Here is a 25,941-nt window from a genome sequence, read left to right as displayed (position 1 = left end):
GCCCCGGCCATGTTCCTCCTCCCGGAATTCTTGCGCGGAATCGCAGGGCGCCATGCCGGCCACGGGGTTGTCGGCGATCCCTGATTGCTTCAGGAGTTCGTCCGAACCATCCGAACCTTTGGGAACGAAATGTCCATCACGAAACGCTCGCATGTCCTGGTCGCAATCGCCGCGATGTGTCTCTCCTTTGCGGCCGGCGGAGCGCGCGCGGAGGACGGTGTTCTGCGGGTCGGCATCATCACCGACATGAGCGGGCAATATTCCGACGGCAATGGCCCGGGATCGGTGATCGCGGCGCAAATGGCCGCGGAGGAGATCGGCGGCAAGGTCGCCGGACGCAAGATCGAGATCATTTCGGCAGATCACCAGAACAAGCCTGACGTCGCGACCGGCATCGTGCGCAACTGGATCGACAACAAGGGTGTCGACGTGATCGCCGAAGGCGTCAACTCCGCGGTGGCGCTCGCGATCCAGACCGTGACGCGCGAACGCAAGAAGCTGTTTCTGATCTCGGGCTCCGGCTCATCCGACCTCACCGGCAAGCAGTGTTCGCCGACCAGCGTGCAGTGGACCTACGACACCTATGCCTCCTCGAACGCCACGGCGAAGGCCGTGGTTGCACGCGGCGGCTCGCCCTGGTTCTTCCTCACGGCGGATTACGCGTTCGGCCAGGCGCTGGAGCGCGACGCGAGCAAGGCCGTGACATCGGCCGGCGGCAAGGTGCTCGGCGCGGTTCGGCATCCGTTCGACACCGCCGATTTCTCGTCCTTCCTGCTGCAGGCCCAGTCCTCCGGCGCAAAAATCCTGGCGCTCGCCAATGCCGGCTCCGACTTCCGCAACGCGGTGTCGCAGGCCGACGAGTTCAACATCCGCGCCAGCATGCAGCTCGTCGCGCTGCAGGTGACGCTCACCGACGTGCCCGCGCTTGGCCTCGCGCATGCGCACGATCTGCTCTTCACCGATTCCTTCTATTGGGATCGCACGCCCGAGACCCGCGTCTTCGCCCAGGAATTCTTCAAGCGCCATGGCGCGATGCCGACGGCCTACCAGGCCGGCGTCAACTCGGCGCTGCGGCATTATTTCAAGGCGGTCGCGGCGACCAACTCGGTGGATTCGGAGACCGTGATCGCGCAGATGCGCAAGACCCCGGTCAATGATTTCTTTGCCCAGAACGGTGTGGTGCGCGAGGACGGCCGCATGGTGCACGACATGTATCTGATGCGCATCAAGAAGCCGGAAGAGTCCAAGAGCAAGTGGGATCTCTACGAATATCTCGCGACGGTGCCGGGCGACCAGGCCTTCCGTCCGCTCGATGAAGGCGGTTGCCCCTACGTCGCCAAGGCGCATTAGAGCGGGAGGCGCCGCAGAACGCTGTGAGGTGAGCCCGTCTCTCAGGCTGCCTCTCCCCTTGCGGGAGAGGGTGGGGAGAGGGGTGGCCCCGGGCGAGCTGAACGATCAGGGCACCAACCGCGCAATCGCGTTCACTCATCGCTGTGACGAATTCGGAGAGAGCCCGTCGTGTGGCACCCCTCTCCCTAACCCTCCCCCGCAAGGGGGAGGGAACCCGGCCGCCGGTGCGTCCCTCACGCGCGCCACTGAGTTGCCCGACGGCGCAAGCCCCTTCGCTTTCGCTGCGCCCTCTTCAGCATTCGATGTCGTCCCTGCGAAAGCAGGGACCCACAACCACGAATGGTTATTGTTGCGCGCCGCTGGAACGACGAGTCCCCTTAACAACATCCGCCGCGGAGTATGGGTCCCTGCTTTCGCACGGACGACGGCTGTGATGAAATCAAGCGGAACGTAATCGTGGCGGCCGTAGCACGGCGCTCACATCGAGAGGCACCATGACCAACACCATCGAGGCTCCCGACGGCGGCTACCGCTTCATGCCCGGCGTCAGTCAGTATTCCTGCGGCGTCGGTGCGCTGCCCGGTTATGCCATCGAGCGGGTCAGGTTCTCCGAACCGGTACCCCTGAGCGCAGGCTTTGAACGGATAGCCGAGATCATCAGGGACGCGGGCCGTCCGCTGACCGCTTTCGCGGCCTGCGAACTGCGCTCGCCGGCGCCGTTCACCGAGGCGGGGTTCACGGCCTTCAACGAGATCTACATCAAGACGCTGATCGCCTGGGGCGTGATGCGCGACGGCGTCAATCCGGTGGCGCGCAGCAATGTCTGCCCAAAGCTCGATCCGCCCGCCGAGCCGTCGTTCCACGCCTTCTGCTACACGGTGCCGGCGGCGAAGGACGCGCCGACGAGCTTCGTCGTCGCTGGCAGCGGCGAGTCGGTCGAGGGCAAGGCCAATTATCGCGATCATACTGTCGCGCTCGGCGATACCAGCCCGGCTGGCATCCTGGCGAAGGCGAAATTCGTGCTTGGCGAGATGGAACGCCGGATGAGCGCGTTCGGCGCCTCCTGGCGCGACACCACGGCGGTACAGCTCTACACAGTGCATGACGCTTATCCGGTGCTCGAAAGCGAGCTCGGCCGCCGTGGCGTGCTTCGCAACGGCCTGACCTGGCATTTCGACCGGCCGCCGGTGGTTGGACTCGACTATGAAATGGATTGCCGGCGTGTGCAACTCGAACGCGTAGTGTGATGGTCGGTCGCGTGCTGCATCAAAAGCGCGTGTGGGCACATGTGTAAGCGCGTGCCCTTTCTTGACATGCGTCGCGTCAACCGTTTCCCTTCGCCATCGAAATCAGCGGCTGGGTGAACGCGGGTGCAGAACCAATCTGTGATCAGGCGGCGGGATTTGCTGGCGCTGATCGGGACCATCGCCGGCAGTTCGGCGATGTATCAGGCGATGACGAGCCTCGGCTTCGCGTCCGAGTCCGCCTACAAGGGGCCCCTCAAGCTCACGGGCGACGTGAAGGGCGCTTCGGTGCTGATTCTCGGCGCGGGGCTTGCCGGCATGACGGCGGCGCTGGAACTGCGCAAGGCCGGTTACAAGGTCCAGATCCTCGAATTCAACAACCGCGCCGGCGGCCGCAACTGGTCGATCCGCGGCGGTGACAGTTTTACCGAGCTCGGCGGCTTCAAGCAGACCTGCCAGTTCGAGCAGGGGCTCTATCTCAATCCCGGCCCGTGGCGGATTCCCTATCATCACCGCGCGCTGCTCGATTACTGCCGCCGGCTCAACGTGGCGCTGGAACCCTTCATCCAGCTCAACCACAATGCCTATCTGCACGCGACGCGTGCGTTCGACGGCAAGCCGCAACGCTTTCGCAGCATCAAGGCGGATTTCCAAGGCGGAGTGTCGGAACTGCTCGCGAAAGTCAGCCAGCAGGGCAGGCTCGACGAGTTCGTCAGCAAGGAAGATCAGGAGATCCTGCTGCAGTCGCTGCGCGACTGGGGCGCGCTGGATCGCGACTACAAGTACAATGCCAACCTGGGCTCGGCCGAGTTCCGCGGTTATGCACGCGATCCCGGCGGTGGCTTGATGGGTGATCCGCTGCCGAGCGACCCGATCTCGCTGCAGGAGCTCTTGCGGTCGCGGATGTGGCGCTATTTGCAGAGCTATGCGCGCTACGATTTCCAGACCACCATGTTCCAGCCGGTCGGCGGCATGGACATGATCGGCAAGGCGTTCGCGCGCGAGGTCGGCGATCTCATCCGCTATAACGCCAAGGTGACGCAGATCCAGCAGAACGGCTCCGGCGTCACCGTGAGTTATGTCGACACCGCCAGTGCATCCGCGGTGCAGCAGGCGACCGCCGACTGGTGCATCTGCACCATTCCGCTGCCGATCCTGAGCCAGCTGCCGCTCGACGTCAGCGGGCCGATGAAGAATGCGATCGATTCCTTGCCCTACGCCGCCTCGGTGAAGGTCGGGCTGCAGTTCAAGCGGCGGTTCTGGGAAGAGGATGAGGCGATCTATGGCGGTATCAGCTACACCGATCTGCCGATCCGGAACATCGGCTATCCGAACTATGGTTTCAACCGCGGCGGCCGCGGCGTCCTGCTCGGCGCCTATTTGTACGAGGGCGCCAATTCCTTCGAGTTCACGGCGATGACGCCGGCCGAGCGGGTCGCCAGCGCGGTCGAGTTCGGCGCCAAGATCCACCCGCAGTACAAAAGCGAGTTCGAGAATGGTGTCGCGGTGGCGTGGCATCGCGTGCCGTTCACGCTCGGCTGCGCCGGTGAATGGACCGAAGCCGGGCGGGCGCAGCATTACCGCAATCTCTGCCAGATCGACGGCCGCATCGCGCTGGCGGGCGAGCACGCTTCGCAGTTGCCGGCCTGGCAGGAGGGCGCCATCCTGTCCGCGCTCGATGCGATTACCCGGTTGCACGAACGCGTGGTGAAGACATGATGGTGCGGACAGGAACATCGGTTATCGCGGCGTTGGCAGTGCTGTCGGCGACAGCGGCCCTCGGGCAGGACAGCGGGGTGACCAAGCGCACCTTCTCTTCAGGCTACCGTTTCGTGGAGATGACCGGGGAGGAGCTGTTCGGCAATGTCTGCCAGGGCTGCCACATGCCGGATGCGACGGGCGCGAGCGGCGCCGGCACCTATCCCTCGCTCGCCGGCAACAAGAATCTCGAAACCGGCAGCTATCCGATCTACCTCGTCGTCAACGGCCGCCGCGGCATGCCGGCGTTCGGCGACATGATGACCGATGGTCAAGTCGCCGCTGTTGTGAACTATCTGCGGACGCACTTCGGTAACACCTATCAGGACGCGGTGACGACCAAGGACGTCCAGGACGCCCGCCGCTAACCACTTTGGAGAGAGTTCGATGAAATTCATCGGTATCGCATTGGGCGCCGCGCTGTCGGCGATGGCGACCGCTGCCCCGGCTGACGTGGTCAGGCATCCGATTCCCAACTCGACATTCCCGATCGCGCAGGCGGTGACGGTCACCGGCAACACCACGACGGTCTATGTCAGCGGCCAGGTGCCGCCGGTCGTCAATAAGGATGCCGATCCGTCGAGCCCGCAGGCCTATGGCGACACCAAGACCCAAACGGTCGGCGTGCTCAACCGCATCAAGGCGGTTCTGGAAGGCCAGGGGCTTGGCATGGGCGATGTCGTCAAGATGCAGGTGTTCCTGGTGCACAACACGGCTGCGCCGATGGACTTCAAGGCCTTCATGGAGGGCTACACCCAGTTCTTCGGCGGCAGTCAGCCGAACCTGCCGGCGCGCTCGGTGGTCGGCGTCGCCGCGCTCGCCAATCCCGGCTTCCTGGTCGAGATCGAGGTGATTGCGGCCAAGGAGGCTAAATAAGGACACTAAATAAGGACTCCAAATAGCGTGCGCGAAAGCGCGGAGCATGCGCGCGGAAATTGAAGGGCTCGCCGTCTTGCCAAAGCGCGTGCCGCCTGTCTGAATTCATCTCCAATCAGGTGGTGGAATTCTGGGAGAGCACGATGTCGCACAGGCCCCGAAACATGGTTCGATCGCTGCAGATCGCGGCAGCGTTCGCTCCGCTCCTGCTCGCGTCCGGCGCCAGCGCGCAGGGACTGACCGAGCAGCAGCAATTTGCCCGGGGCATCTACCAGGAGCTGGTCGAGATCAACACGACCACCGCGACCGGCGATACCCAGAAGGCGGCGGAGGCGATGGGCGCGCGGCTGCGCGCGGCGGGCTTTCCCGAGGGCGACGTCCACGTGTTCTCGCCCGCCCCGCACAAGGGCAATCTGGTGGCACGGCTGCACGGCTCCGGTGCGCGCAAGCCGATCCTGCTGGTCGCCCATATCGACGTCGTCCCCGCCCTCCGCGAGGACTGGTCGGTCGATCCGTTCAAACTCACCGAGCAGGACGGCTATTTCTATGGCCGCGGCTCGAGCGACGACAAATACATGGCGTCCGCCTTCATCACCAATCTGATCCGTTACAAGAAGGAGGGCTATAAGCCCGACCGCGACATCATCGTCGCCCTCGAGACCGACGAGGAGATCCTCGATGCCAACGGTCTCGGCATGCAGTGGCTGATCAAGAACCACCGCGACCTGATCGACGCCGAGTTCGCGCTCAATGAAGGCGGCGGCGTCGGCCTGAAGAACGGCAAGGCGATCCGCAACAGCGTGCAGACCAGCGAGAAGGTCTCGATCGGCTACCAGCTCACCGTGAAGGATCGCGGTGGCCACTCGTCGCTGCCGCGCAAGGACAATGCGATCTATCGGCTCGCCGAAGGCCTGGTGCGGCTCTCCAACTACGACTTCCCGATGAATCTCAACGAGACCACGCGGATCTATTTCACCAAGACCGCCGAGGTCGACAAGTCGCATGCCGACGATATCAAGGCGATCCTGGCACCGCAGCCTGACCCGGCGGCGCTGGTGCGTTTGTCGGAGAATCCCGGCTACAACGCGCAGCTCCGCACCACCTGTGTCGCGACCATGCTGGAGGGCGGCCATGCCATCAATGCGCTGCCGCAGCTGGCAACTGCCAAGGTGAATTGCCGAATCCTGCCCGGCGAGCCGGTCGAAGGCGTCCAGGCGACGATCGAGCGCGTGCTCGCCGACAAGCAGATCGAAGTGACCCCGACCGGCAAAGCCGTGTTGAGCCCGCCGTCGCCCTTGAACGAAGAGATCATGGGATCGGTCGAGAAGCTGTCGAAGGAGTTCTGGCCGAATGCCGAAATCGTCCCGGTCATGAGCACCGGCGCCACCGACGGCAGCTATCTGCGCAACGCGGGGATTCCGACCTATGGTCATTCCGGGCTCGGATCCGATGTCGATGACAACAGGAACCATGGCAAGGACGAGCGCGTGCTCGTCAAATCGTTCTACGAGGGCGAGGAGTATCTCTATCGCCTGGTCAAGATGCTCGCCGGCGGGAAATGATGGCTGACAACAAGGCAAGGATGCGGGTTGCGGTCGCCGGCCTCGGCGCGATCGGCACCGAAATCGTCAAGGCGCTCGATCAGGGCATCGAGGGCCTGACGCTGGTTGCGGTGTCCGCGAACAGCCCGGACAAGCACCGCGGCTGGGTCGCGGGGCTCGAGTCTGCGCCGAAGCTGGTGCCGATCGATGAGCTTGCCGAGGTCGCCGACATTGTGGTCGAGTGCGCGCCGAGCAAGCTGGTGCGCTCGATCGTGGCGCCGGTGGTCGAGCGCGGCAAGACCGCCGTCGTGCTCAGCGTCGGCGCGCTGTTGCAGAACGAAGACCTGGTCGACCTCGCGAAGGCGCATGGCGGCCAGATCATCGTGCCGACCGGCGCGCTGATCGGGCTCGATGCCGTGACCGCGGCCGCGGTCGGGACCATCCATTCGGCAAGGCTGGTGACGCGGAAGCCGGTCGCGGGCCTCGTCGGCGCGCCGCATCTGCTCGAGAACAACATCCGGATCGATGACATCACCGAGCCGCTGCGCATCTTCGAGGGCAGCGCGCGCGACGCGGCAAAGGGCTTTCCGGCCAATCTCAACGTCGCGGTGGCGTTGTCGCTCGCCGGCATCGGCCCCGACCGCACAAGGGTCGAGATCTGGGCCGATCCGACGGTGACGCGCAACACCCATCGGATCGAGGTCGATTCCGATTCCGCGCGGTTCTCGATGATGATCGAGAACATCCCCTCGGAGAATCCGAAGACCGGCCGCATCACGGCGCTGTCGGTGATCGCCTGCCTGCGCAAGCTGCGCGCGTCGTTGCGGATCGGGACGTGATGAAGATCGGGCCCGACGATCTGTTTCTGATCATCGACGTGCAGAACGATTTCTGCCCCGGCGGCGCGCTGGCGGTGGCCGACGGCGATGCCGTCGTGCCGGTCGTCAACCGGCTCGCCGCGCGCTTCGACCATGTCGTGCTGACCCAGGATTGGCACCCGGCGGGCCACAGCTCGTTTGCGAGCTCGCATCCGGGCGCGGCGCCGTTCTCCTCGATCAGCATGCCCTATGGGCCGCAGACGCTGTGGCCGGATCATTGCATCCAGGGCACGGCGGGCGCCGCGTTTCATCCCGAGCTCGAAACCGACCGGGCCGAACTCGTGATCCGCAAGGGCTTTCGGGTCGCGATCGATTCCTATTCTGCGTTCTTCGAGAACGACCGGACAACGCCGACCGGGCTCGCCGGCTATCTGCGCGAGCGCGGCCTCAAGCGCGTCGTGATGGCCGGGCTCGCGACGGATTTTTGCGTGCAGTATTCGGCGCTCGATGCGCGGCGGCTCGGGTTCGAGACCGCGGTCGTGCTGCCGGGCGGCCGCGCCATCGATCTCGGCGGTTCGCTTGCTTCCGCCACCGCGGCGATGCGCGAGGCCGGCGTGGCGCTCGTTGAGGAGATTCCCTGAGCGTGGCCGGGCCGGGGCAAAAACCATTGTTTTGACTGGCCTTTTGTTCTAATCCCCAGCCGTTGATGATCACGCGCAGCGGAGCTTTCGTGTCGGGACAGGTTTTGCGGATAGGGACGCGCAAGAGCGCGATGGCGCTCGCGCAGACGGATGAGGTCGCGCGGCTGCTGCGCGCCTCGGCGCCGGACCTTGCCGTCGAGATCGTCAAGTTTGAGACCCGCGGCGATCAGGACCAGACCAGCAAGTTGTTGCGTCACGGCGGCAAGGGCGGCGCCTTCGTCGCCGAGATCCGCGAAGCCATGCGCGCCGGCACGCTGCAGGCCGCGATGCATTCGCTGAAGGACGTGCCGGGCAATGAGGAGACGCCGGGTCTCGTCCTCGCCGCGATGCTGGCGCGCGATGCGGCCAATGACAGCCTCGTGCTGCGGCCGGGCCTGACGCTGGATGCGTTTCGCGCCTCGCGCGGCAAAGGCTTCATGATCGGCACCAATGCCGTGCGCCGTGCCGCCTATCTGCGGAGGCTGTTTCCGGAGGCGACGGTCATTCATTTCCGCGGTGCCGCCGACACGCGAATTGCAAAACTCGATCGCGGTGCCAAGCAGCGTCTGCCCGATGGCGGCGAGGTGGGGCCGGCGGATGCGCTGGTGATGGCGCGCTCCGGCCTCGAGCGCATCGGCATGACCGCGCGCATCGCGCATGATTTCTCCGTCGACGAGATGCTGCCGGCGGTCGGTCAGGGCATCGTCGCGGTCGAATGCGTCGAGACCGACTGGGCGACGCGAGCTCGGCTTGCCGGGATCGACAACGTGCAGTCGCGGCTTGCCGCCGAGGCCGAGCGCGAGGTGCTGTGGGTGCTCAACGGCCATTGCAATTCGCCGATCGCCGGCCACGCCACGCTCGCCGGAAACGAGATGACGCTGCGCGCCTCCGTGCTCGACGAGGCCGGCGCCGGCTTCATCGAGGTGACGCGGCGCGGACCGGCGGACCGGCCGCGCGAGCTCGGCCGCGCCGTCGGCATGGAGCTGCTCGCGAAGGGTGCCGCCGAGATCATCGCCCGGACCCGGGTGGACGAGTAGCGCTGCCGTTACGCCCGCAACGGCCAGCTGCCGATGATGCGGAAGCGAGAAGCTGGATCCACTTGCTTGAACAGCGCGATGTGGTCGATCGCGAGTGTCGCAAGGTCGATCGCCGCGAACCGCTCGCGCAGCCGCGCCACGATCGGGCCCCGCCGCTCGTCGCTCAGCCGTCCGGTCAGCGTCATGTGGAAGCGGAATTCCTCCATGACATAAGGATAGCCCCAGCGATCGAGATAGTCGCGCTGCCGCTGCGTGAGCCGCTCGGGCTTGCGCCGCGCGCGATCGTCCGGCGTCAGCGGCGCACGGAAGGTGTCGAATTCGGTGACGCAATCGGCGGCGAGCTGTTGCAGATCATCGGAGCGGCTCGCCGGGATCACGGCGATGAAGCCGCTGATGGCATCGACAACAGGTTCGATCACCGGAATGCGCCGCGCGCGGCCGGCGAAGGCAGCGCAGGCATCGAGGAGCTCGGACTCGTTCCTGCCATCGGCAAGCGCAGTGGGTGCCTTCAGCGTGGCGTGAAAGCCGTATTTGCGCGGATCCTCCGTCACCTCGCGCCAGTCGGGCGCAACGCCATCGGGAAACGGCAGGTCGTCGCCTGACACGGCGTCATAGCCGAGCAGCGTCGAGCCGAAGCGGTGCAGTGCGCTGTCGGGTGACGGCGCATAATAGATCGCGTAGCGCGGAGTGTTGGCCATGGCGGCAGAATAGGTCCTGACTATGCTGCCGCAACCGTTTTGCGTGATGCGAGCGAATGAACGAGGCAGCTCGCGTCCGCCAGATGCGCCAGCCGTCCGGCTGATATCACGGCGACGATGCGCGGCCGCAGCGGCACCTTGTCGTCGACGACGATGATGTCGGCACGGCGGCCCGCAGCGATCACGCCGCGATCGGCAAGCCCTGCCGCGCGTGCCGGCGCCGACGAGATCAGATCCCACGCCTTGGCAAGCGGCAGGATCCCATCGGCGGCGAGGCGGAACGCGGCGAGCAGCTGCGCCGGATAATAGTAGTCCGACGCCAGCACCGAGCAGAGGCCCTGTGCGATCATGTCGGATGCCTTGGTCCAGCCGGTGTGGCTGCCACCGCGCACCACATTGGGCGCGCCGAACACGATGAAGTCGCCCGCGGCGGCGGCATCGCGCGCGGTCTCCTCATTGACGGGGAATTCGGCGATCGTGGCACCGAGCGCGCGAAACTCCTGGCGCATCGCCGGGCTGTTGTCGTCGTGCGAGAGCATCCGAATGTTCGCCGCACGCGCAGCGGCCGCCAGTCGCGCGATCGAGGCCGGTACCTCGGGACGGCGCGCCACGATCCGATCGAGCATGTCGTTGACGGCTTCGAGCGAGAGCCCGGTGCGTTCGGCCAGCTGGTTGCGCTTCTTCGGCTTGACGTTGCTGTGGTCGTTGAAGGCGAACAGGTCGATGCGGCCTTCGGTGAGCCATTGAATGATCTCGGCTTCGGCTTCGAGATTGTGGGTCTCGTGACGCAGGTGGAAGCGCGCATCGGCGGCGAGCTGCGGCCGCAGCGCCTCGATCGCATCGAGCAGCTTGCGCGCATTCTCCGCGCTGCGCAGGCCGGGCTCCCACGACCAGGTCGTGCCATGGAAGACGGTGGTGATGCCGTTGGCGATCGCCTGCCGGTCGCTGTCGATCAGCGCCACGTCGGTCGGGAAGTCGACGCCGGGGCGCGGCATCATCTGCCGCTCGAACGCATCGCCGTGCAGGTCGATGATGCCGGGCAGCACCAGCAGGCCGCCGGCATTGATGTGGAGCGCGGCGCGGCCCTGTTCGGCGTCGAGAGCGCCGATGTCGCGGCCTGAGGTCCGCAGCGAGGTCTCGACCAAGGCGCCGTCAACCAGCGTGCGTCCGCCTTCGATAAAAATGTCCGTCACGATACGGCGCTCCGTTATTGATTCTATGATTGGGATACGGCCTCGGTCTCGTACTTGTCGAGAAATTCCTCGACAGCGAGCGTGCGGAAGTCGGGCAGGACACGACGAAGTGTTTCGTGATCCCAGTCCCACCACGCGAGCGCTGTGAGGCGATCCGCTGTTGTCTCGGAGAAGCGCCGCTTGACCGGACGCGCCGGATTACCGGCAACGATGGTGTAGGCGGGGACATCCTTGGTCACGATCGCTCCGGCAGCGACGACGGCGCCGGTTCCGACGTTCCGGCCCGGCAGCAGGATCGCACCGTGACCGATCCAGACGTCATGGCCGATATGCACGTGATGCGCACGTCGCCAGTTGAAGAAGTCGGTGTCGTCGCTCTCTCCGGGAAAATAGGCGCTGGCGCGGTAGGTGAAATGCGCCTGCGTCGCGCGATGCATCGGGTGGTTGCCGGGATTGATGCGGGTCATCGCCGCGATCGAGCAGAACTTGCCGATCGAAGTGTAGGTGATCTGGCTGTCGTTCACGACGTAGGAATAGTCATCCATGCTGACTTCAAGCAGGGTCGTGCGCGCCCCGACCTCGGTATATTTGCCGAGCTTGCTCTCGCGCACCGACGCAGTCGGGTCGATCGTCGGCACAACCGAGAGTGTTTTTCCGGCCATCAGGGCCTCCGCAAATCTTGTAAATCTTTGGCTTCCGGGGAGATGCGGGCTCGTCATCGGGACGCTTGATGACAACATCATGACGTTACGATGACGTCAAACGAACGGCAGGGAGGGGTGTGGACGATCGCCGCACTGCAACGTCACGTCACATAACTGTTAAACACCGGGGATAGCGATGGCTCAACGCGACGCGGTTGGAGCATTACATGCTGGTGGTGGAAGGTTTGACGTGCCGGTTCGGTACAAAAGCCGCAGTCGACAATGCGTCCTTTTCGATCGCGCCGGGGAGCTTTGTCGGCGTGATCGGCCGCTCCGGTGCCGGCAAGTCGACATTGCTGCGGATGATCAACCGTCTCGCCGATCCGACCTCCGGCCGCATCCTGTTCGAAGGCACTGATGTGACCGCGCTGCGCGGCAAGGCGCTGCGGCAGTGGCGGGCGCGCTCGGCGATGATCTTCCAGCAATTCAATCTGGTCGGCCGCCTCGACGTGCTGACCAACGTGCTGATGGGCCGGCTGGCGCAGATTCCGTCCTGGCGTTCGCTGGCGCAGGTCTGGCCGGAGCAGGACCGGGCGCTCGCGCTCTCGGCGCTTGAGCAATTCGACATCGCCCAATTGGCGGCGCAGCGCGCCGACCAGCTCTCCGGCGGCCAGCAGCAGCGGGTCGCGATTGCCCGCGCGCTGGTGCAGGAGCCGGACATCATTCTTGCCGACGAGCCGATCGCTTCGCTCGATCCGCGCAACACCAAGATCGTGATGGACGCGCTGCTGCGCATCAACAAGCATTTCGGCATCACGGTGCTCTGCAACCTGCACTCGCTCGACCTGGCGCGAACCTATTGCGATCGCCTGATCGGCATGGCGGCGGGTCGCGTGGTGTTCGACGGCGCCCCCGCAGCGCTGACCGACCATATTGCCCGCGAGCTCTACGACCTCGAGGCCAATGACGTCATGGGCGCGGCACCGCTGCCCGTGCCCGATGGCGCAACTGCTCCGGCGCTCGGCACCGCAGCCGCGGCCTGAGCGGCGCATTTTCGAAAAACAGGGCAACCGGGCATTTCGCCCGGCCAACAGGCGTAACTACCAAAGAGGGGTAATATGATCACTCGTCGCATCATTCTGGCCGGCGCCGCCGCGCTGGCATTCGCAGGATCGGCTTCGGCCGAGGACTGGAAGGCCAAGTATCCGGAGATCACCTTCGCGGTGATTCCCGCCGAAAACGGCTCCGGCGTCACCGAGCGCTACGGTCCGCTCACCGAGTATCTGTCCAAGGAACTCGGCATCAAGGTGACCCTGCGCGTCGCCAACGACTACGCTGCCGTCATCGAGGGCCAGCGCGCCGGTAACATCCACATCGGCTACTACGGCCCGGCGTCGTTCGCCCGCGCCCGCCTCACCGGCGTCAAGACCGACGCGTTCGTGATCGACGTCAATGCCGACGGTTCGAAGGGCTATTATTCGGTGTTCTACGTGCTCGCCAAGAGCCCGTACCAGAAGGTCGAAGACCTCAAGGGCAAGAATATCGGCCTGGTCGATCCCAACTCGACCTCCGGCAACAACATGCCGCGCTTCAAGCTGAACCAGATGGGGATCGATCCGGAGACCTATTTCTCCAAGGTCGTCTTCACCGGCAGCCACGAGAACGCCGTGCTGGCGCTGGCGCAGGGCACCGTCGACGTCGCCGCCAACTGGTGGAATGCCGACGACGATTCCAACCTGACCCGCATGCTCGCCAAGAACATGGTGAAGTCGAGCGACGGCACGCCGCTGAAGAAGGAAGACTTCCGCATCATCGTGAAGTCCGACCTGATCATCAACTCGCCCTACGCCTATCTCGAGAGTCTTCCCGACGACATGAAGGCGAAGATCAAGCAGGCCTTCCTCGACATGCCGACGAAGGATCCGGAAGCCTTCAAGAAGCTGTCCGACGGCAAGAACCGTCCGTGGCAGCCGGTCACCAACGCCGACTACGACAAGACCATCGAACTGATCAAGTTCGTCGACGCTCTGCGCAAGAAGGGCTCCTGATCGCACGTCGCCGCTGAATTGGGCCGGGTTTCGACAACCCGGCCCTTTTCGTTCACCCCTCGAGCAGACTGGCCCGCATCGATGGCGACCGCCATTTCCATCCTTCCCGCGCAGCAATTGGCGACGCTGAACGATGCCTATCGCAAGGCGGTCGCGCGCAAGCGGCTGAAGGCGACGGTGGCGGCCGCGGTGTTCTGCGCGGCGCTGTTTATCGCGGCGCTCGGCGCCGACGTGAACCTGCACACGTTCTTCACCTATTTCGGCAACTTCGTCAGCTATTTCGACCGCATCCTGACGCTGGATTCCGGTGCGCGGGTCTGGACCGATCCGGTGGAATGGTTCTGGGGCCTGAAGAAATGGTTGCGGCTGCTCGGTGAGACCCTCCTGATCAGCTATGTCGGCACCTTGACCGGTGCTGTGTTTGCCTTTGCGCTGAACTTCTTTGCCGCCCAGAACACCTCGCCGGGACCGTGGGTGCGCTTTACCGTCCGTCGCCTGCTCGAATTCGCCCGCACCGTGCCAGGCATCGTGTTCGCGCTGATCTTCGTGATCGCGTTCGGCCTCGGGCCGATGGCCGGCGTGCTGGCGATTGCGATCCACACCACCGGCGCGCTCGGCAAGCTGTTCGCCGAGATCGTCGAGAATGCCGACATGAAGCCGGTCGAGGGCATCCGCTCCACCGGCGCGAGCTGGCTGTCCTGCATGCGCTTTGCCATCCTGCCGCAGGTCTCGGCGGGCTACGCCAGCTATGCGCTGCTGCGCTTCGAGATCAATGTCCGCGAGGCGTCGGTGATGGGCTTCGTCGGCGCCGGCGGCATCGGCCAGGAGCTCGTGGTCGCGATCCGCAAGTTCTACTATTCCGACGTCAGCGCGATCCTCGTCACCATCATCGTCACCGTCTTCATCATCGACATCTCGACCGGCTGGCTGCGCGGCCGGCTGTTCGGCAAGGAGACCCGGCGATGAGCCAGCTGCCGAAGCCGGACACCGCGGACTTGCGTGCGAAATACCCCGGCGTGTTCGAACGCCCCGCGTCGGCGCGGCTGGCGATGCCGGCCACGATCGTGGCCGCGCTCGCGATCTTTGCATACGGCCTGGTCGATCTCGACTTCTCGCCGTCCAGGCTGATCTCGGGAATGAGCCAGCTCGGCTGGATCACCATGATGATGATCCCGCCGAACCCCGGCGCGTCGTTCCCGCTCTACATGCAGGCGCTCGGCGAGACGCTGTCGATCGCGCTGCTCGGCACCACGCTTGCGGCGCTCTTCGCGCTTCCGGTCAGCCTCTTGGCGGCGCGCAACATCATCCCCTCCAACCTGATCCGCTTTCCGGTGCGCCGCTTCCTGGATTCGATCCGCGGCGTCGACACGCTGATCTGGGCGCTGGTCTGGATCAACGTCGTCGGCCTCGGCCCGTTCGCCGGCGTGCTGGCCATCATGGTCTCCGACTTTGGCGCGTTCGGAAAGCTGTTCTCCGAGGCGATCGAGGCGGCGGACCGCAAGCAGGTCGAGGGCATCCGCGCCTCCGGCGGCAACGCGCTGCACGAAATCCGCTTCGGCCTGCTGCCGCAGGTGCTGCCGGTGATCGCCGGCCAGGTGCTCTACTTCATCGAATCGAACACCCGGTCGGCCACCATCATCGGCATCGTCGGCGCCGGCGGCATCGGGCTGCAGCTCGCCGAGCAGATCCGCGTGCTGGAATGGCAGAAGGTGTCGTTCCTGATCCTGATGATCCTGATCGCGGTCGCCGCGATCGATTTCATCTCGAGCAAGCTGCGCTTTGCCATCATCGGCCAACGGGCAGTGGTGTAGGAGGTCACCTCGCCCCGCGTTTGCGGGGAGCGGTCGGATTGCGCTCGGCGATGCGAAGCATCGTCCGGTGCAATCCGGGTGAGGGGTGTGTCCCCGTGCTCACATCTGTCGGATTCGCGGAGGCAGCTCCTCACCCCAACCCTCTCCCCGCAAGAGCGGGGCGAGGGAGCCGAGAGATCAGCTATTCTCGACCAGGAACTCCACGCGTTCGGCGGCAAAGCGCGAGCGCTTGGTCACCAGCGGGCGGTCCAGCATATCGACGTCGGTCGCGTCGACCACCAGCACTGGCCGGCCCAGCGGCAGATCGAGCCGTGCGGCGTCGGTCGCATCGGCAATCGCCGCGGTGATCCGGGTCGAGGCGCGGTGGTAATCCTTCACGCCGTAGTGCCCGAGCAGCTTCGTCATCGAGCGAACGTCGGCGAAGACGCTGCCGGCATCGGGAAAGCGCTCGGCCGACAGCCAGGTGGTGGAAACGCAGATCGGCGTCCGGTCCGCGAGCCGCACCGCCTCGATCCGGATCAGCGGCGCGCCGATCTTCAGGCCGAGCTCGCGCGCGATCTCGCGGTTGGCAACGTCGCTGCTCGCATCGATCAGCTGGCCGCGCGGCTCGTGGCCGCCGGCGCCGACGATCTCCGAAAATCGCGTGCGTGAACGCAGCGGATAGGCGAGGCGCTGGGCTTCGACATAGGTGCCGCTGCCGCGCTCGGCGCGCACCAGGCCGCGCTCCGCCAATGCGGCGAGCGCTCGCCGCACGGTGTGGCGGTTGACCCGGTAAGTGTCGGCGATCTCCATCTCGCCGGGCAGCTTTTCGCCCGCAGCAAAGCGGCCGTCGGCGATGCCGCGCTCGATGCCGTCAGCGACCTGCCGCCACAAGGCGACGCCGGAACTTTCCTGCATGCTCATGGCGCGGTGATACCAGAAATCTTCGATTTGTCACGAAACAGTCATGGCGCTCGGCTATCAAGTTGTCTATTATCATAGACAACTTGATGCAAGCAAGGTTGCCCATGAATTCGACCATGAATTCGACCGGACCGGACAGCAAACAGGCCCAGCGCAAGGCCGCGATGACGGTGCTGGCGCACTCCGCCGCGGCCGACATCGCAGGCAGGCTGGCGGCGATCGCGGTGCCCACGCATGAGAACCTGCGCGAGCCGGAAAATGGCCTCGTGATGATGCGCGGGCGGATCGGCGGTGACGGTGCGCCGTTCAACCTCGGCGAGGCGACGGTGTCGCGCGCGGCGGTGCGGCTTGCGACCGGCGAGGTCGGCTTCGGCTACACGCTCGGCCGCGATGCGCGGAAGGCGCAGATGATCGCGCTGTGCGACGCCATGGTGCAGTCGGCGGAATTGTCCGGCGAGGTGGAGGCCAAGGTGATCGCGCCGCTGCGTGTCGCGATGAATGCCGAACGCGCCCGCAAGGCCGCGGAGACCGCGGCGACGCGGGTTGATTTCTACACGATGGTGCGCGGTGAGGGATGATGCAATGACGACGATTGCCGAAATGCCCGCAGGGTTTGCCGACAAGGTGCTGTCGGCGCAATCTACGTTCCGCACCGTGATGGATGCGATGGCGCGCCCGGGCAGTGTGCAGCGCGTCGCGGCAAGCGTCGGAACGCCCGCCGGCATGATGCGCGGCGCGGCCGCGATCGCGCTGACACTGTTCGATCACGATACGCCGATCTGGCTCGATGCCGCGATGTCGGCGACGCCGGACGTCGCCCGCTGGCTGAAGTTTCACGCCGGCGCGCCGGTGGTTGCGGATTCCGTGATCGCGAGCTTTGCGCTGATCGGCGATGCGGCGAACCTGCCGGCGCTGGAGCGTTTCGCGTTCGGCAGCAGCGAATATCCTGACCGGTCGACCACGCTGATCCTGCAGGTCGACGGCCTGACGCAGGGGCCGGCCTTCGAGCTGAAGGGGCCCGGCATCGACGGCAGCGCGGTGTTGCAGGCGATGATCAAGCCGCGCGACCTGTTCCAGCGGCTGTCGATCAATGAAGCGCTGTTCCCGCGCGGCATCGACGTCGTGCTGGTCCATGACGACAAGATTGTCGCGATCCCGCGCACCACGCGGCTGATCGCAAGCGGAGTGTGAGCGATGTATGTAGCCGTCAAGGGAGGCGAGCGCGCCATCGAGAACGCTCATCGTCTGCTCGCGCATGAGCGGCGCGGCGATCGCGATGTGCCCGAGGTGACGCTGGCGCAGATCTCCGAGCAGCTCGCGCTCGGCGTCGACCGCGTGATGACCGAAGGCTCGCTCTACGACCGCGAGCTGGCGGCGCTCGCGATCAAGCAGGCGCGCGGCGACATGATCGAGGCGATCTTCCTGGTTCGCGCCTTTCGCGCCACGCTGCCGCGCTTCGGGGCCACCGAGCCGGTCAACACCGGCGCGATGCAGGTGCGGCGGCGCATCTCCTCGACCTTCAAGGACGTTCCGGGCGGCCAGATCCTGGGGCCGACCTTCGACTACACCCATCGCCTGCTCGATCCGCAGCTTGCGGAAGGTTTTGTGCCGGAACAGCCGATGACCGCGGAAGCCTCGCAGGCGGCAACGCCGCGGGTCACTGACATTCTCGGCCGCGACGGCTTGATCGAATCGTCGCCGCAGGCCGACGCCGATGCGCCGGTCGGTGACCTCACGCGCGAGCCGCTGAACTTCCCGGCCGATCGCGATCTGCGGCTGCAGAATCTGGCGCGTGGCGACGAGGGCTTTCTGCTCGCGCTCGGCTATTCGACGCAGCGCGGCTACGGCCGCAATCATCCCTTCGCCGGCGAGATCCGCTTCGGCGAGGTCGAGGTCGAATTCTCAGCCGAAGACGTCGGCTTCGCCGTGCCGCTCGGCTCGATCGAGCTCACCGAGTGCCAGATGGTCAACCAGTTCAAGGGCTCGACCACCGAGGCGCCGTGCTTCACCCGCGGCTATGGCCTCGCCTTCGGACAGAGCGAGCGCAAGACCATGTCGATGGCGCTGGTCGACCGCGCGCTCCGCGCCCGCGAGCTCGGCGAGGAGGCGGCGGCGCCGGCGCAGGACGAGGAGTTCGTGATGTCGCACTCCGACAATGTCCAGTCGACCGGCTTCGTCGAGCATCTGAAGTTGCCGCATTACGTCGACTTCCAGTCCGAGCTCGGCCTGCTCCGCAAGCTGCGGCAGGAGTTCGCGGAAGCCAACGAAGCCGTCGAACTGCAGGAGGCCGCGGAATGAACGCGCCGACGTATAATTTCGCCTATCTCGACGAGCAGACCAAGCGGATGATCCGCCGCGCGATCCTGAAGGCGATCGCGATCCCCGGCTATCAGGTGCCGTTTGCGAGCCGCGAGATGCCGATGCCTTATGGCTGGGGCACCGGCGGCGTACAGGTGACGGCGGCGATCCTCGGCCCCGACGACGTGCTGAAGGTGATCGACCAGGGTTCGGACGACACCACCAATGCGATCTCGATCCGCAAGTTCTTCGGCAAGACCGCGGGTGTCGCGACCACGACCTCGACGACGGACGCGACCGTGATCCAGACCCGGCACCGCATTCCCGAAGCGTCGCTGCACGCCGGACAGGTGCTGGTCTATCAGGTGCCGATCCCCGAGCCGCTGCGCTTCCTCGAGCCGCGCGAGACCGAGACGCGGCGCATGCACGCGCTCGCCGAATACGGGCTGATGCACGTCAAGCTCTACGAGGACATCGCGCGCTTCGGCCACATCGCGACCGCCTATGCCTATCCGGTGAAGGTGAATGCCCGCTACGTGATGGACCCGTCGCCGACGCCGAAATTCGACAATCCGAAGATGGACAATTGCGCGGCCTTGCAGCTGTTCGGCGCCGGCCGCGAGAAGCGCATCTACGCGATCCCGCCCTACACCACCGTGGTCTCGCTGGATTTCGAGGATCATCCGTTCACGCGCTACCGCTTTGATGCGCCCTGCGCGCTGTGCGGCGCCGATAATTCCTATCTCGACGAGATCGTCACCGACGACAAGGGCGGGCGGATGTTCGTCTGCTCCGACACCGACTTCTGCGAGCAGCGCCAGGCCGCCGGCTATCACGGCACCGAGAGCGCGGCGCCGCACAAGGAGAAGGCGCATGTCTGAGCTCTCGAGCCTTGACAACGATCAGCCGTTGCTGGTGGCCGAGGGGCTTGCCAAGAATTACGGCCGGCTCCCGGCCTGCCGCGATGTCTCCTTCGCGCTCTATCCCGGTGAGGTGCTGGCGATCGTCGGCGAGTCCGGTTCGGGCAAGTCGACGCTGCTGCAACTGCTCTCCGCGCAGCTCGCGCCGAGCGCGGGGCGGGTGTCCTACCGGATGCGCGACGGCCTGCTGCGCGATCTCGCCGAGCTCGGCGAAGCGGAGCGGCGCTTCCTGTTCCGCACTGACTGGGGCTTTGTGCATCAGGATTCCGCGCAGGGATTGCGCATGGGCGTCTCGGCCGGCGCCAATGTCGGCGAGCGGCTGATGGCGGTCGGCTGGAATCACTACGGCCGGATCCGCGACACCGCATCGACCTGGCTCGATCGGGTCGAGATCGATGTCGGTCGCATCGACGATGCGCCGAAGACCTATTCGGGCGGTATGCGGCAGCGGCTGCAGATCGCGCGCAACCTCGTCACCGAGCCGCGGCTGGTGTTCATGGACGAGCCGACCGGCGGCCTCGACGTCTCGGTGCAGGCGCGCCTGCTCGACCTGATGCGCAATCTCGTCAGCGAGCTCGGCCTTGCCGCCATCGTCGTGACCCACGATCTCGCGGTCGCGCGCCTGCTGTCGCATCGCGTGATGGTGATGAAAGGCGGCCGCGTCATCGAGACCGGTCTCACCGACCAGGTGCTCGATGATCCCCGCGAGCCCTATACGCAGCTGCTCGTTTCCTCGATACTTCCGCCATGAGCTTGCCAATGACCGCGATGATCGAACTTGCCAACGCCGAGAAGACCTTCACCATGCATCTGCAAGGCGGCGTCGAGCTGCCTGTGGTGCGGGGCGTCTCGTTCCACGCCGATCCGGGTGAGTGCGTGGTGCTGTCCGGCCCGTCGGGCGCCGGCAAATCCTCGATCCTGAAGATGATCTTCGGCAACTATCGCTGCGACAGCGGCCGGATCGGCATCCGCCACCGCGGCACGGTGGTCGATCTCGCGACCGCCGAACCACGGCAGGTGCTGAGCATCCGCCGCTCGACCATCGGCTATGTCAGCCAGTTCCTGCGCGCGGTGCCGCGGGTGGCGACGACCGATGTCGTCGCCGAGCCGCTGATCGTCAACGGCGTGGCGCGCGAGGAGGCCCGCGATCGCGCCGGGAAATTGTTGCGCCGGCTCAACATTCCGGAGCGGCTGTGGACCTTGCCGCCCTCGACCTTCTCCGGCGGCGAGCAGCAGCGCGTCAACATCGCGCGCGGCTTCATCTCGGACCTCCCGATCCTGCTGCTGGACGAGCCGACCGCTTCGCTCGATGCGGCGAATCGCGCAGTGGTGGTTGAGCTGATTGCGGAGAAAAAGACTAAGGGCGTCGCGATGGTCGCGATTGTCCATGACGACGAAATCCGCCATCTGATTGCCGACCGTATCGTCGATGTGACCTCGTTCGCTGCCGCTGCCTGAAGGACCGTTTGAAATGACCGCCAAGCAAGACACCATCATCGGCAACGCCCGGCTGGTCCTCGCCGATCGCGTGATCGAGCAGGGCTGGGTTGCGATCGCTGACGGCAAGATCGCCGAATTCGGCGAGGGCAGGGCGCCCGAGGCAGCCGAGGACGCCGGCGGCGATCTCCTGATGCCCGGGCTGATCGAGCTGCACACTGACCATCTCGAAATGCACTACGTGCCGCGGCCGAAGGTATTCTGGAATCCGGTCGCGGCCGTGATCTCCTATGACGGGCAGCTCGCGACCTCGGGCATCACCACCGTATTGGACTCGCTGCGGGTCTGGCGCGAGGACGGCGCCGAGGACGTCGACGGCCGTGCCGGCGTGCTGGCGGCGGCGATCTCGGCCGCGCGCGAGGAGGACCTGCTGCGTGCCGATCACTTTCTGCATCTGCGCTGCGAGGTGCCGATGCCGGATGTCGTCGCCGAGGCCAAGGAGCTGATCGACCGGCCGGACGTGCGCCTGATGTCGCTGATGGATCATACGCCGGGCCAGCGCCAGTTCCGCGACGAGGTGAAGCTGCGCGATTACTACCGCGGCAAGGGCGGCGGCATGACCGACACCCAGCTCGACGTGCTGTTTGCACGGCGCTTCGCCTATCAGAAGGAATATGCCGTGGCCAACACCCGCGCGATCGTCGCGCTGGCGCATCAGTACAAGATTCCGCTGGCGAGCCACGACGACACCACGGATGAAAACGTGGTCGACGCCGTCAACGACAAGGTCGCGGTCGCGGAATTCCCGACCACGATGGAAGCCGCGCGCGGGCTGCATGCCGCCGGCATCGACATCCTGATGGGCGCGCCCAATGTGGTGCGCGGCGGCTCGCACTCCGGCAACATCGCCGCCGTCGATCTCGCCAATGAGGGCATGCTCGATATCCTGTCGTCGGACTACATCCCCTCCAGCCTGCTGATGGCCGCCCTGCAACTGCCGCGGCATGTGCCGGCGATCGATCTTGCTTCCGCTGTCCGCACCGTGACCAAGACGCCGGCCGAGGCGGTCGGCCTCGCCGATCGCGGCGAGATCGCGGTCGGCAGGCGCGCCGATCTGATCCGCGTCCACGTCGCGCGCGATCTGCCTGTCGTGCGCAGCGTCTGGCGCGAAGGAGGGAGGGTCGCGTGACCGATGCGTCCGTCGTCGCCGAGCAGCGCGCCGCGATCGGTCCGGGCCGGTTGATCCTGGTGGTCGGCCCGAGCGGCGCCGGCAAGGATACGCTGCTGGGACTGGCGAAGGCGGCCTGCGCCGACGATCGCGACATCGTCTTTCCGCGCCGCCTGATCACCCGTCAGGCCTCGGCCTCGGAAGACAATGAAGAGGTCAGCGCGGAAGCCTTCCAGCGCGCGGTCGCCGCCGGCGACTACGCCATGCATTGGGAAGCGCATGGCCATCGCTATGCGCTGTCGCGCGCGATCAATGATGAGATCCGCGCCGGGCGCACCGTGATCGCGAACGTCTCCCGCACGGTGATCGCGGCGGCGCGCCGCAACTACGCCAATGCCGTGGTCGTCTCGATCACGGCACCGCCGGATGTGCTGGCGGCGCGGCTGGCCGCGCGGGCACGCAGCAGCGACGGCCTTCTCGCGCAGCGGCTGGCCCGCACCGTCGACGAAAGCGCGTCGACGCCCGATTTCACTATCGTCAATTCCGGCACCGCCGACTATCACGCGCGACAGCTTGTCCGCATCATCAAGGGCGAGCGCTGGGACGAGTAGCACGAGACGATTAGCCACAAAGGAGAACAGCACGAATGTCGGTGATTTCCACGATCGAGCAGCTTGAGGCGATCTACGGCTTCCCGAACGACGCGTCGACCGTGAAGGTCGCCGATCACGTGACGCCGCTCTATCGTGTGCTCATCGAGAAGTCGCCGTTCGTGTCGCTTGCGACCTCGGGGCCCGAAGGGCTCGATTGCTCGCCGCGCGGCGACCTGCCGGGCTTCGTGCGTATCCATGATGCGAAGACGCTGATGATGCCGGACCGCCGCGGCAACAATCGCTGCGATTCGCTGCGCAACATCGTTCGCGATCCTCGCGTCGGGCTGTTGTTCCTGATCCCGGGCTCGGGCAGCACGCTGCGCGTCAACGGCCGTGCCTATGTCACGGCCGAGCCGGAGCTCCTGGCCTCCTTCAAGATGGAAGGCAAGGCGCCGCGCACGGTCATCGTGATGAATGTGGACGAGATCTACTTCCAGTGCGCCCGCGCGATCGTGCGTTCCGACCTCTGGAATCCGGACAAGCGGGTCGATCCGAGGGCTCTGCCGACGCCGGGCCAGATCCTCGCCGAGATGAGCGAGCACACGGTCGGCGGCGAGAAATACGATCGCGAATGGCCGGAGCGCGCGCGGCAAACGATGTGGTGACGTTCTTTTCTCCCTCGCCCCGCTCTTGCGGGGTCGAGACGAGCGAAGCTCGCTCTTAGAGGGCAGGGGTGAGGGGTCGTGCCGCAACGACGGTGAGACTTTTGTTCGTGGAGAGTCCCCTCACCCGAATTCGAGCTTCGCTCGAATTCGACCTCTCCCCGCAAGCGGGGCGAGGTGACTTCCGACGGCTGCGCCGAAGCTCCTGTTACAACTACGTCTTCGCCTGCTCATCGAACGCCTTCAGCGACACCGCCGCGATCTCGCGTAGCGCATTGCGGTCGGCGCCCGAGGAGGCCATCACGCACATGCCCGACGTGACCGCGGAGAGATAGCGGGCAAGCATGGCCGGATCGGCGCTTTCGCCCAAATCGCGTTCGGCCTTGGCGCGGACAAAGCGTTCGCGCAACTGGTCTTCGGTATGGGTGCGGCGCGCCGCCAGTTCGAATGGAACGTTTTCCGAGCCGGTGCCGCAGGCGAGGCCGCCCTGGACCAGCAGGCAGCCGGGCGGGTTGGCGGGATCGGTCTGGGCGTCCGCATGCTCCATCAGAAATCGTTCGGCGACCTCTCGGGCGGTTGCGGCGCCCAAAACCTTTTCCATCCAGGCGTCGCGCTTTTCGGAGTAGCGGTCGAGCGCGGCCTTCAGTAGGCCTTCCTTGCTGCCAAAGGCGGCGTAGAGGCTCGGCGGATTGATGCTCATCGCCTCGGTGAGCTGCGCGATCGTGGTGCCCTCGTAACCGTGGCGCCAGAATACGTCCATGGCCCGGTCCAAAGCGGCGTCCGCGTCGAAGGCGCGGGGGCGTCCCATTCCCATTTTCGTTGCTCCGTAAGCCGGGCGCCGTTTCTGTGACGGATTGTCCCTGACTTATCCTCTTGTTGCACGTGATGTTTTTCCGCGTCTTCCCATTTCCCCACGAATGAGATAATAAATTCATAGTGCTCGATACATAAGTATCTTGCGCACCGGCGTCCAGCTCCACATCTGTAGCGAACACTACAGATATCTGGAGCGCGTCAATGCCTTCGTCAACCCAAAATCCCCGTTCCGGCCGTTTCCGACGAATCGTCGGCGGTGTCGTGATCCTCGGCGCCCTCGCGGTGGCCGGTTCGATCGCGACCGGCCACTATTTCCACGCTGCGCAGGCGACCGCGGCCGCCGCCGCCACTGAACCGGCGGTGCCGGTGACCGTCTCCGTGATCCAGCCGCGGCCGACCACCCTGTTCGATGATTTCTCGGGCCGGCTCGAGGCCGTCGACCGCGTCCAGCTTAGGCCGCGGGTGGCGGGCGCGATTCTGGCGACCAATTTCACCGAGGGCGCGCTGGTGAAGTCCGGCGACGTCCTGTTCAAGATCGACCCCGCGCCTTACGCGGCCGAGGTCGACCGGGCCCAGGCGCAGCTCGAGGCCGCGAAGGCCCGGGCGGTCTTTGCCGCAAACGAGGTCGAGCGCGGCGCACAGCTGGTCGGCAACAACATTGTCACCAAGCGCGATTTCGACCAGCGCGACAACACCAATCGCGAGGCGATCGCCAACGTCAAGGCCGCCGAAGCCGCGCTGCAGACGGCAAAGCTCAATCTCGACTACACCGAGGTCCGCGCGCCGGTCGACGGCCGGGTCGGCCGGATCGAGATCACCGTCGGCAATCTCGTCGCGGCAGGCACCTCGTCGCCCGTCCTCACCTCGCTGGTCTCGGTCAATCCGATCTATGCGAGCTTCGATGCGGATGAAGAGGTCGTGCTGCGTGCGCTGAACTCGATCGCGGACGCGTCCGGCAAGCGCGGCAATCTCGATCAGATCCCGGTCGACATGGTGACGTCGGGCGGCCTCAGCGCCAAGGGGCACATCCAGCTCATCGACAACCAGGTCAACGGGCAGAGCGGCACCATCCGCGTCCGCGCCGTGTTCAAGAACGAAGACGGCCGGCTGATCCCGGGGCAGTTCGCCCGCGTGCGCATGGGCCAGCCCCAGCAGCAGACGCTGGTGATGATCGACGAACGCGCCGTCGGCACCGACCAGGACAAGAAGTTCGTCATGTTGGTCGGCGACGACAGCCGCGCGGTCTATCGCTCCGTCACGCTCGGCGGCGCGGTCGATGGCCTGCGGATCGTCACCGCCGGCCTGAAATCCGGCGACCGCATCGTCGTCAACGGCCTGCAGCGCGTGCGTCCCGGCGCACTTCTGAAGATGGAAGTCGCCGAGATGGGCGCGCGCGGCATGCAACAGGCATCCTCTGAAACCAACCAGCACGTCGTGCAGCGCTAG

28 protein-coding genes are annotated in these 25,941 nt (G+C 65.7%); 23 read left to right on the top strand and 5 right to left on the bottom strand.

The features are described from left to right. The first annotated feature begins 129 nt into the window (after positions 1 to 129). The 9 genes from ACVIGB_RS20510 to hemC all read left to right on the top strand — a co-directional run bounded on the left by ACVIGB_RS20510 (position 130) and on the right by hemC (position 9,304). A complete protein-coding gene (locus ACVIGB_RS20510; protein WP_456721284.1) occupies positions 130 to 1,350 on the top strand; it encodes an ABC transporter substrate-binding protein in 1,221 nt (406 codons plus the stop codon). Between the two features lie 494 nt (positions 1,351 to 1,844). Then, positions 1,845 to 2,597 carry a 2-amino-5-chloromuconate deaminase CnbZ gene (gene cnbZ, locus ACVIGB_RS20505; protein WP_456721285.1) on the top strand — a complete coding sequence of 251 codons (753 nt, stop codon included), beginning with the start codon at positions 1,845 to 1,847 and terminating at the stop codon, positions 2,595 to 2,597. Between the two features lie 123 nt (positions 2,598 to 2,720). Continuing rightward, positions 2,721 to 4,313, top strand: a complete 1,593-nt coding sequence (locus ACVIGB_RS20500) for a flavin monoamine oxidase family protein (protein WP_456721286.1) — start codon at positions 2,721 to 2,723, stop codon at positions 4,311 to 4,313. Further along, on the top strand, positions 4,313 to 4,720 hold the full coding sequence (locus tag ACVIGB_RS20495) for a c-type cytochrome (RefSeq protein ID WP_456749380.1): 408 nt from the start codon (positions 4,313 to 4,315) through the stop codon (positions 4,718 to 4,720). The genes ACVIGB_RS20500 and ACVIGB_RS20495 overlap by 1 nt, the downstream gene beginning before the upstream one ends. Positions 4,721 to 4,739: 19 nt before the next feature. Continuing rightward, positions 4,740 to 5,228, top strand: a complete 489-nt coding sequence (locus ACVIGB_RS20490) for a Rid family hydrolase (protein WP_456721288.1) — start codon at positions 4,740 to 4,742, stop codon at positions 5,226 to 5,228. A gap of 143 nt (positions 5,229 to 5,371) precedes the next feature. Continuing rightward, positions 5,372 to 6,790, top strand: coding sequence for a M20/M25/M40 family metallo-hydrolase (locus ACVIGB_RS20485; protein ID WP_456721289.1), 1,419 nt, complete (start codon positions 5,372 to 5,374; stop codon positions 6,788 to 6,790). Then, entirely contained in the window at positions 6,790 to 7,608 is an 819-nt protein-coding gene (locus ACVIGB_RS20480) for an aspartate dehydrogenase (RefSeq protein ID WP_456721290.1), read from the top strand. Before ACVIGB_RS20485 ends, ACVIGB_RS20480 begins: the two co-directional genes overlap by 1 nt. Continuing rightward, positions 7,608 to 8,228, top strand: a complete 621-nt coding sequence (pncA, locus tag ACVIGB_RS20475; RefSeq protein WP_456721291.1) for a bifunctional nicotinamidase/pyrazinamidase — start codon at positions 7,608 to 7,610, stop codon at positions 8,226 to 8,228. The genes ACVIGB_RS20480 and pncA overlap by 1 nt, the downstream gene beginning before the upstream one ends. A gap of 65 nt (positions 8,229 to 8,293) precedes the next feature. Then, positions 8,294 to 9,304 carry a hydroxymethylbilane synthase gene (hemC, locus tag ACVIGB_RS20470; protein ID WP_456721292.1) on the top strand — a complete coding sequence of 337 codons (1,011 nt, stop codon included), beginning with the start codon at positions 8,294 to 8,296 and terminating at the stop codon, positions 9,302 to 9,304. 8 nt (positions 9,305 to 9,312) lie between these two features. Here the strand turns inward: hemC and ACVIGB_RS20465 are convergent, their stop codons facing one another. Genes ACVIGB_RS20465 through ACVIGB_RS20455 form a run of 3 tightly spaced genes read right to left on the bottom strand, consistent with a single transcriptional unit; the run spans position 9,313 to position 11,857 of the window. Next, entirely contained in the window at positions 9,313 to 10,002 is a 690-nt protein-coding gene (locus ACVIGB_RS20465; protein WP_456721293.1) for a DUF1045 domain-containing protein, read from the bottom strand. A gap of 20 nt (positions 10,003 to 10,022) precedes the next feature. Further along, the gene (locus tag ACVIGB_RS20460) at positions 10,023 to 11,195 is read right to left on the bottom strand and encodes an alpha-D-ribose 1-methylphosphonate 5-triphosphate diphosphatase (RefSeq protein ID WP_456721294.1); all 1,173 of its coding nucleotides are present in this window, start codon (positions 11,193 to 11,195) and stop codon (positions 10,023 to 10,025) included. Positions 11,196 to 11,218: 23 nt separating this feature from the next. Beyond that, positions 11,219 to 11,857, bottom strand: coding sequence for a chloramphenicol acetyltransferase (locus tag ACVIGB_RS20455; RefSeq protein ID WP_456721295.1), 639 nt, complete (start codon positions 11,855 to 11,857; stop codon positions 11,219 to 11,221). Between the two features lie 209 nt (positions 11,858 to 12,066). On the opposite strand from ACVIGB_RS20455, the gene phnC reads away from it, so the two are divergent. From phnC to phnE (ACVIGB_RS20435), 4 genes are all read left to right on the top strand, one after another. Further along, positions 12,067 to 12,882 carry a phosphonate ABC transporter ATP-binding protein gene (gene phnC / locus ACVIGB_RS20450; RefSeq protein WP_092126925.1) on the top strand — a complete coding sequence of 272 codons (816 nt, stop codon included), beginning with the start codon at positions 12,067 to 12,069 and terminating at the stop codon, positions 12,880 to 12,882. Positions 12,883 to 12,957: 75 nt separating this feature from the next. After that, positions 12,958 to 13,887: a phosphonate ABC transporter substrate-binding protein gene (phnD, locus tag ACVIGB_RS20445; protein ID WP_456721296.1), complete on the top strand. Its 930-nt coding sequence runs from the start codon at positions 12,958 to 12,960 to the stop codon at positions 13,885 to 13,887. An 81-nt stretch (positions 13,888 to 13,968) separates the two neighbouring features. Continuing rightward, positions 13,969 to 14,853, top strand: a complete 885-nt coding sequence (gene phnE / locus ACVIGB_RS20440; RefSeq protein WP_173641362.1) for a phosphonate ABC transporter, permease protein PhnE — start codon at positions 13,969 to 13,971, stop codon at positions 14,851 to 14,853. Beyond that, the gene (gene phnE / locus ACVIGB_RS20435; RefSeq protein ID WP_456721297.1) at positions 14,850 to 15,698 is read left to right on the top strand and encodes a phosphonate ABC transporter, permease protein PhnE; all 849 of its coding nucleotides are present in this window, start codon (positions 14,850 to 14,852) and stop codon (positions 15,696 to 15,698) included. The genes phnE (ACVIGB_RS20440) and phnE (ACVIGB_RS20435) overlap by 4 nt, the downstream gene beginning before the upstream one ends. Before the next feature lie 177 nt (positions 15,699 to 15,875). Here phnE (ACVIGB_RS20435) and phnF read toward each other — a convergent pair whose 3' ends face one another. Further along, on the bottom strand, positions 15,876 to 16,601 hold the full coding sequence (gene phnF / locus ACVIGB_RS20430) for a phosphonate metabolism transcriptional regulator PhnF (RefSeq protein ID WP_456721298.1): 726 nt from the start codon (positions 16,599 to 16,601) through the stop codon (positions 15,876 to 15,878). Between the two features lie 116 nt (positions 16,602 to 16,717). Between phnF and phnG the strand changes: the two genes are divergently transcribed. The 9 genes from phnG to ACVIGB_RS20385 are packed head-to-tail and all read left to right on the top strand — an operon-like array spanning position 16,718 to position 23,682. Next, positions 16,718 to 17,179, top strand: coding sequence for a phosphonate C-P lyase system protein PhnG (phnG, locus tag ACVIGB_RS20425; protein WP_092124689.1), 462 nt, complete (start codon positions 16,718 to 16,720; stop codon positions 17,177 to 17,179). A gap of 4 nt (positions 17,180 to 17,183) precedes the next feature. Then, complete coding sequence (phnH, locus tag ACVIGB_RS20420; protein WP_456721299.1) at positions 17,184 to 17,792, top strand: phosphonate C-P lyase system protein PhnH; 609 nt, start codon at positions 17,184 to 17,186, stop codon at positions 17,790 to 17,792. Positions 17,793 to 17,795: 3 nt separating this feature from the next. Further along, on the top strand, positions 17,796 to 18,899 hold the full coding sequence (locus ACVIGB_RS20415; RefSeq protein ID WP_456721300.1) for a carbon-phosphorus lyase complex subunit PhnI: 1,104 nt from the start codon (positions 17,796 to 17,798) through the stop codon (positions 18,897 to 18,899). After that, positions 18,896 to 19,780, top strand: a complete 885-nt coding sequence (locus tag ACVIGB_RS20410; protein WP_456721301.1) for an alpha-D-ribose 1-methylphosphonate 5-phosphate C-P-lyase PhnJ — start codon at positions 18,896 to 18,898, stop codon at positions 19,778 to 19,780. Before ACVIGB_RS20415 ends, ACVIGB_RS20410 begins: the two co-directional genes overlap by 4 nt. Further along, entirely contained in the window at positions 19,773 to 20,570 is a 798-nt protein-coding gene (gene phnK / locus ACVIGB_RS20405; RefSeq protein WP_456721302.1) for a phosphonate C-P lyase system protein PhnK, read from the top strand. Before ACVIGB_RS20410 ends, phnK begins: the two co-directional genes overlap by 8 nt. Before the next feature lie 8 nt (positions 20,571 to 20,578). Next, on the top strand, positions 20,579 to 21,277 hold the full coding sequence (phnL, locus tag ACVIGB_RS20400; protein ID WP_456721303.1) for a phosphonate C-P lyase system protein PhnL: 699 nt from the start codon (positions 20,579 to 20,581) through the stop codon (positions 21,275 to 21,277). Between the two features lie 13 nt (positions 21,278 to 21,290). Next, positions 21,291 to 22,445, top strand: a complete 1,155-nt coding sequence (locus ACVIGB_RS20395; RefSeq protein ID WP_456721304.1) for an alpha-D-ribose 1-methylphosphonate 5-triphosphate diphosphatase — start codon at positions 21,291 to 21,293, stop codon at positions 22,443 to 22,445. Continuing rightward, positions 22,442 to 23,035: a phosphonate metabolism protein/1,5-bisphosphokinase (PRPP-forming) PhnN gene (gene phnN, locus ACVIGB_RS20390; RefSeq protein WP_456721305.1), complete on the top strand. Its 594-nt coding sequence runs from the start codon at positions 22,442 to 22,444 to the stop codon at positions 23,033 to 23,035. The genes ACVIGB_RS20395 and phnN overlap by 4 nt, the downstream gene beginning before the upstream one ends. 35 nt (positions 23,036 to 23,070) lie before the next feature. Then, positions 23,071 to 23,682: a pyridoxamine 5'-phosphate oxidase family protein gene (locus ACVIGB_RS20385; protein WP_456721306.1), complete on the top strand. Its 612-nt coding sequence runs from the start codon at positions 23,071 to 23,073 to the stop codon at positions 23,680 to 23,682. Between the two features lie 211 nt (positions 23,683 to 23,893). On the opposite strand, the gene ACVIGB_RS20380 is transcribed toward ACVIGB_RS20385, so the two are convergent. Continuing rightward, entirely contained in the window at positions 23,894 to 24,493 is a 600-nt protein-coding gene (locus ACVIGB_RS20380; protein WP_456721307.1) for a TetR/AcrR family transcriptional regulator, read from the bottom strand. A 203-nt stretch (positions 24,494 to 24,696) separates the two neighbouring features. On the opposite strand from ACVIGB_RS20380, the gene ACVIGB_RS20375 reads away from it, so the two are divergent. Next, positions 24,697 to 25,941 (top strand): efflux RND transporter periplasmic adaptor subunit, encoded by a 1,245-nt coding sequence (locus ACVIGB_RS20375; protein WP_456721308.1) that lies wholly within the window; start codon positions 24,697 to 24,699, stop codon positions 25,939 to 25,941.

The organism is Bradyrhizobium sp. USDA 4341 (genome assembly GCF_054063755.1).
Note: the sequence above shows the minus strand (reverse complement) of the source record. Positions and strands in the feature narration are given on the sequence as shown.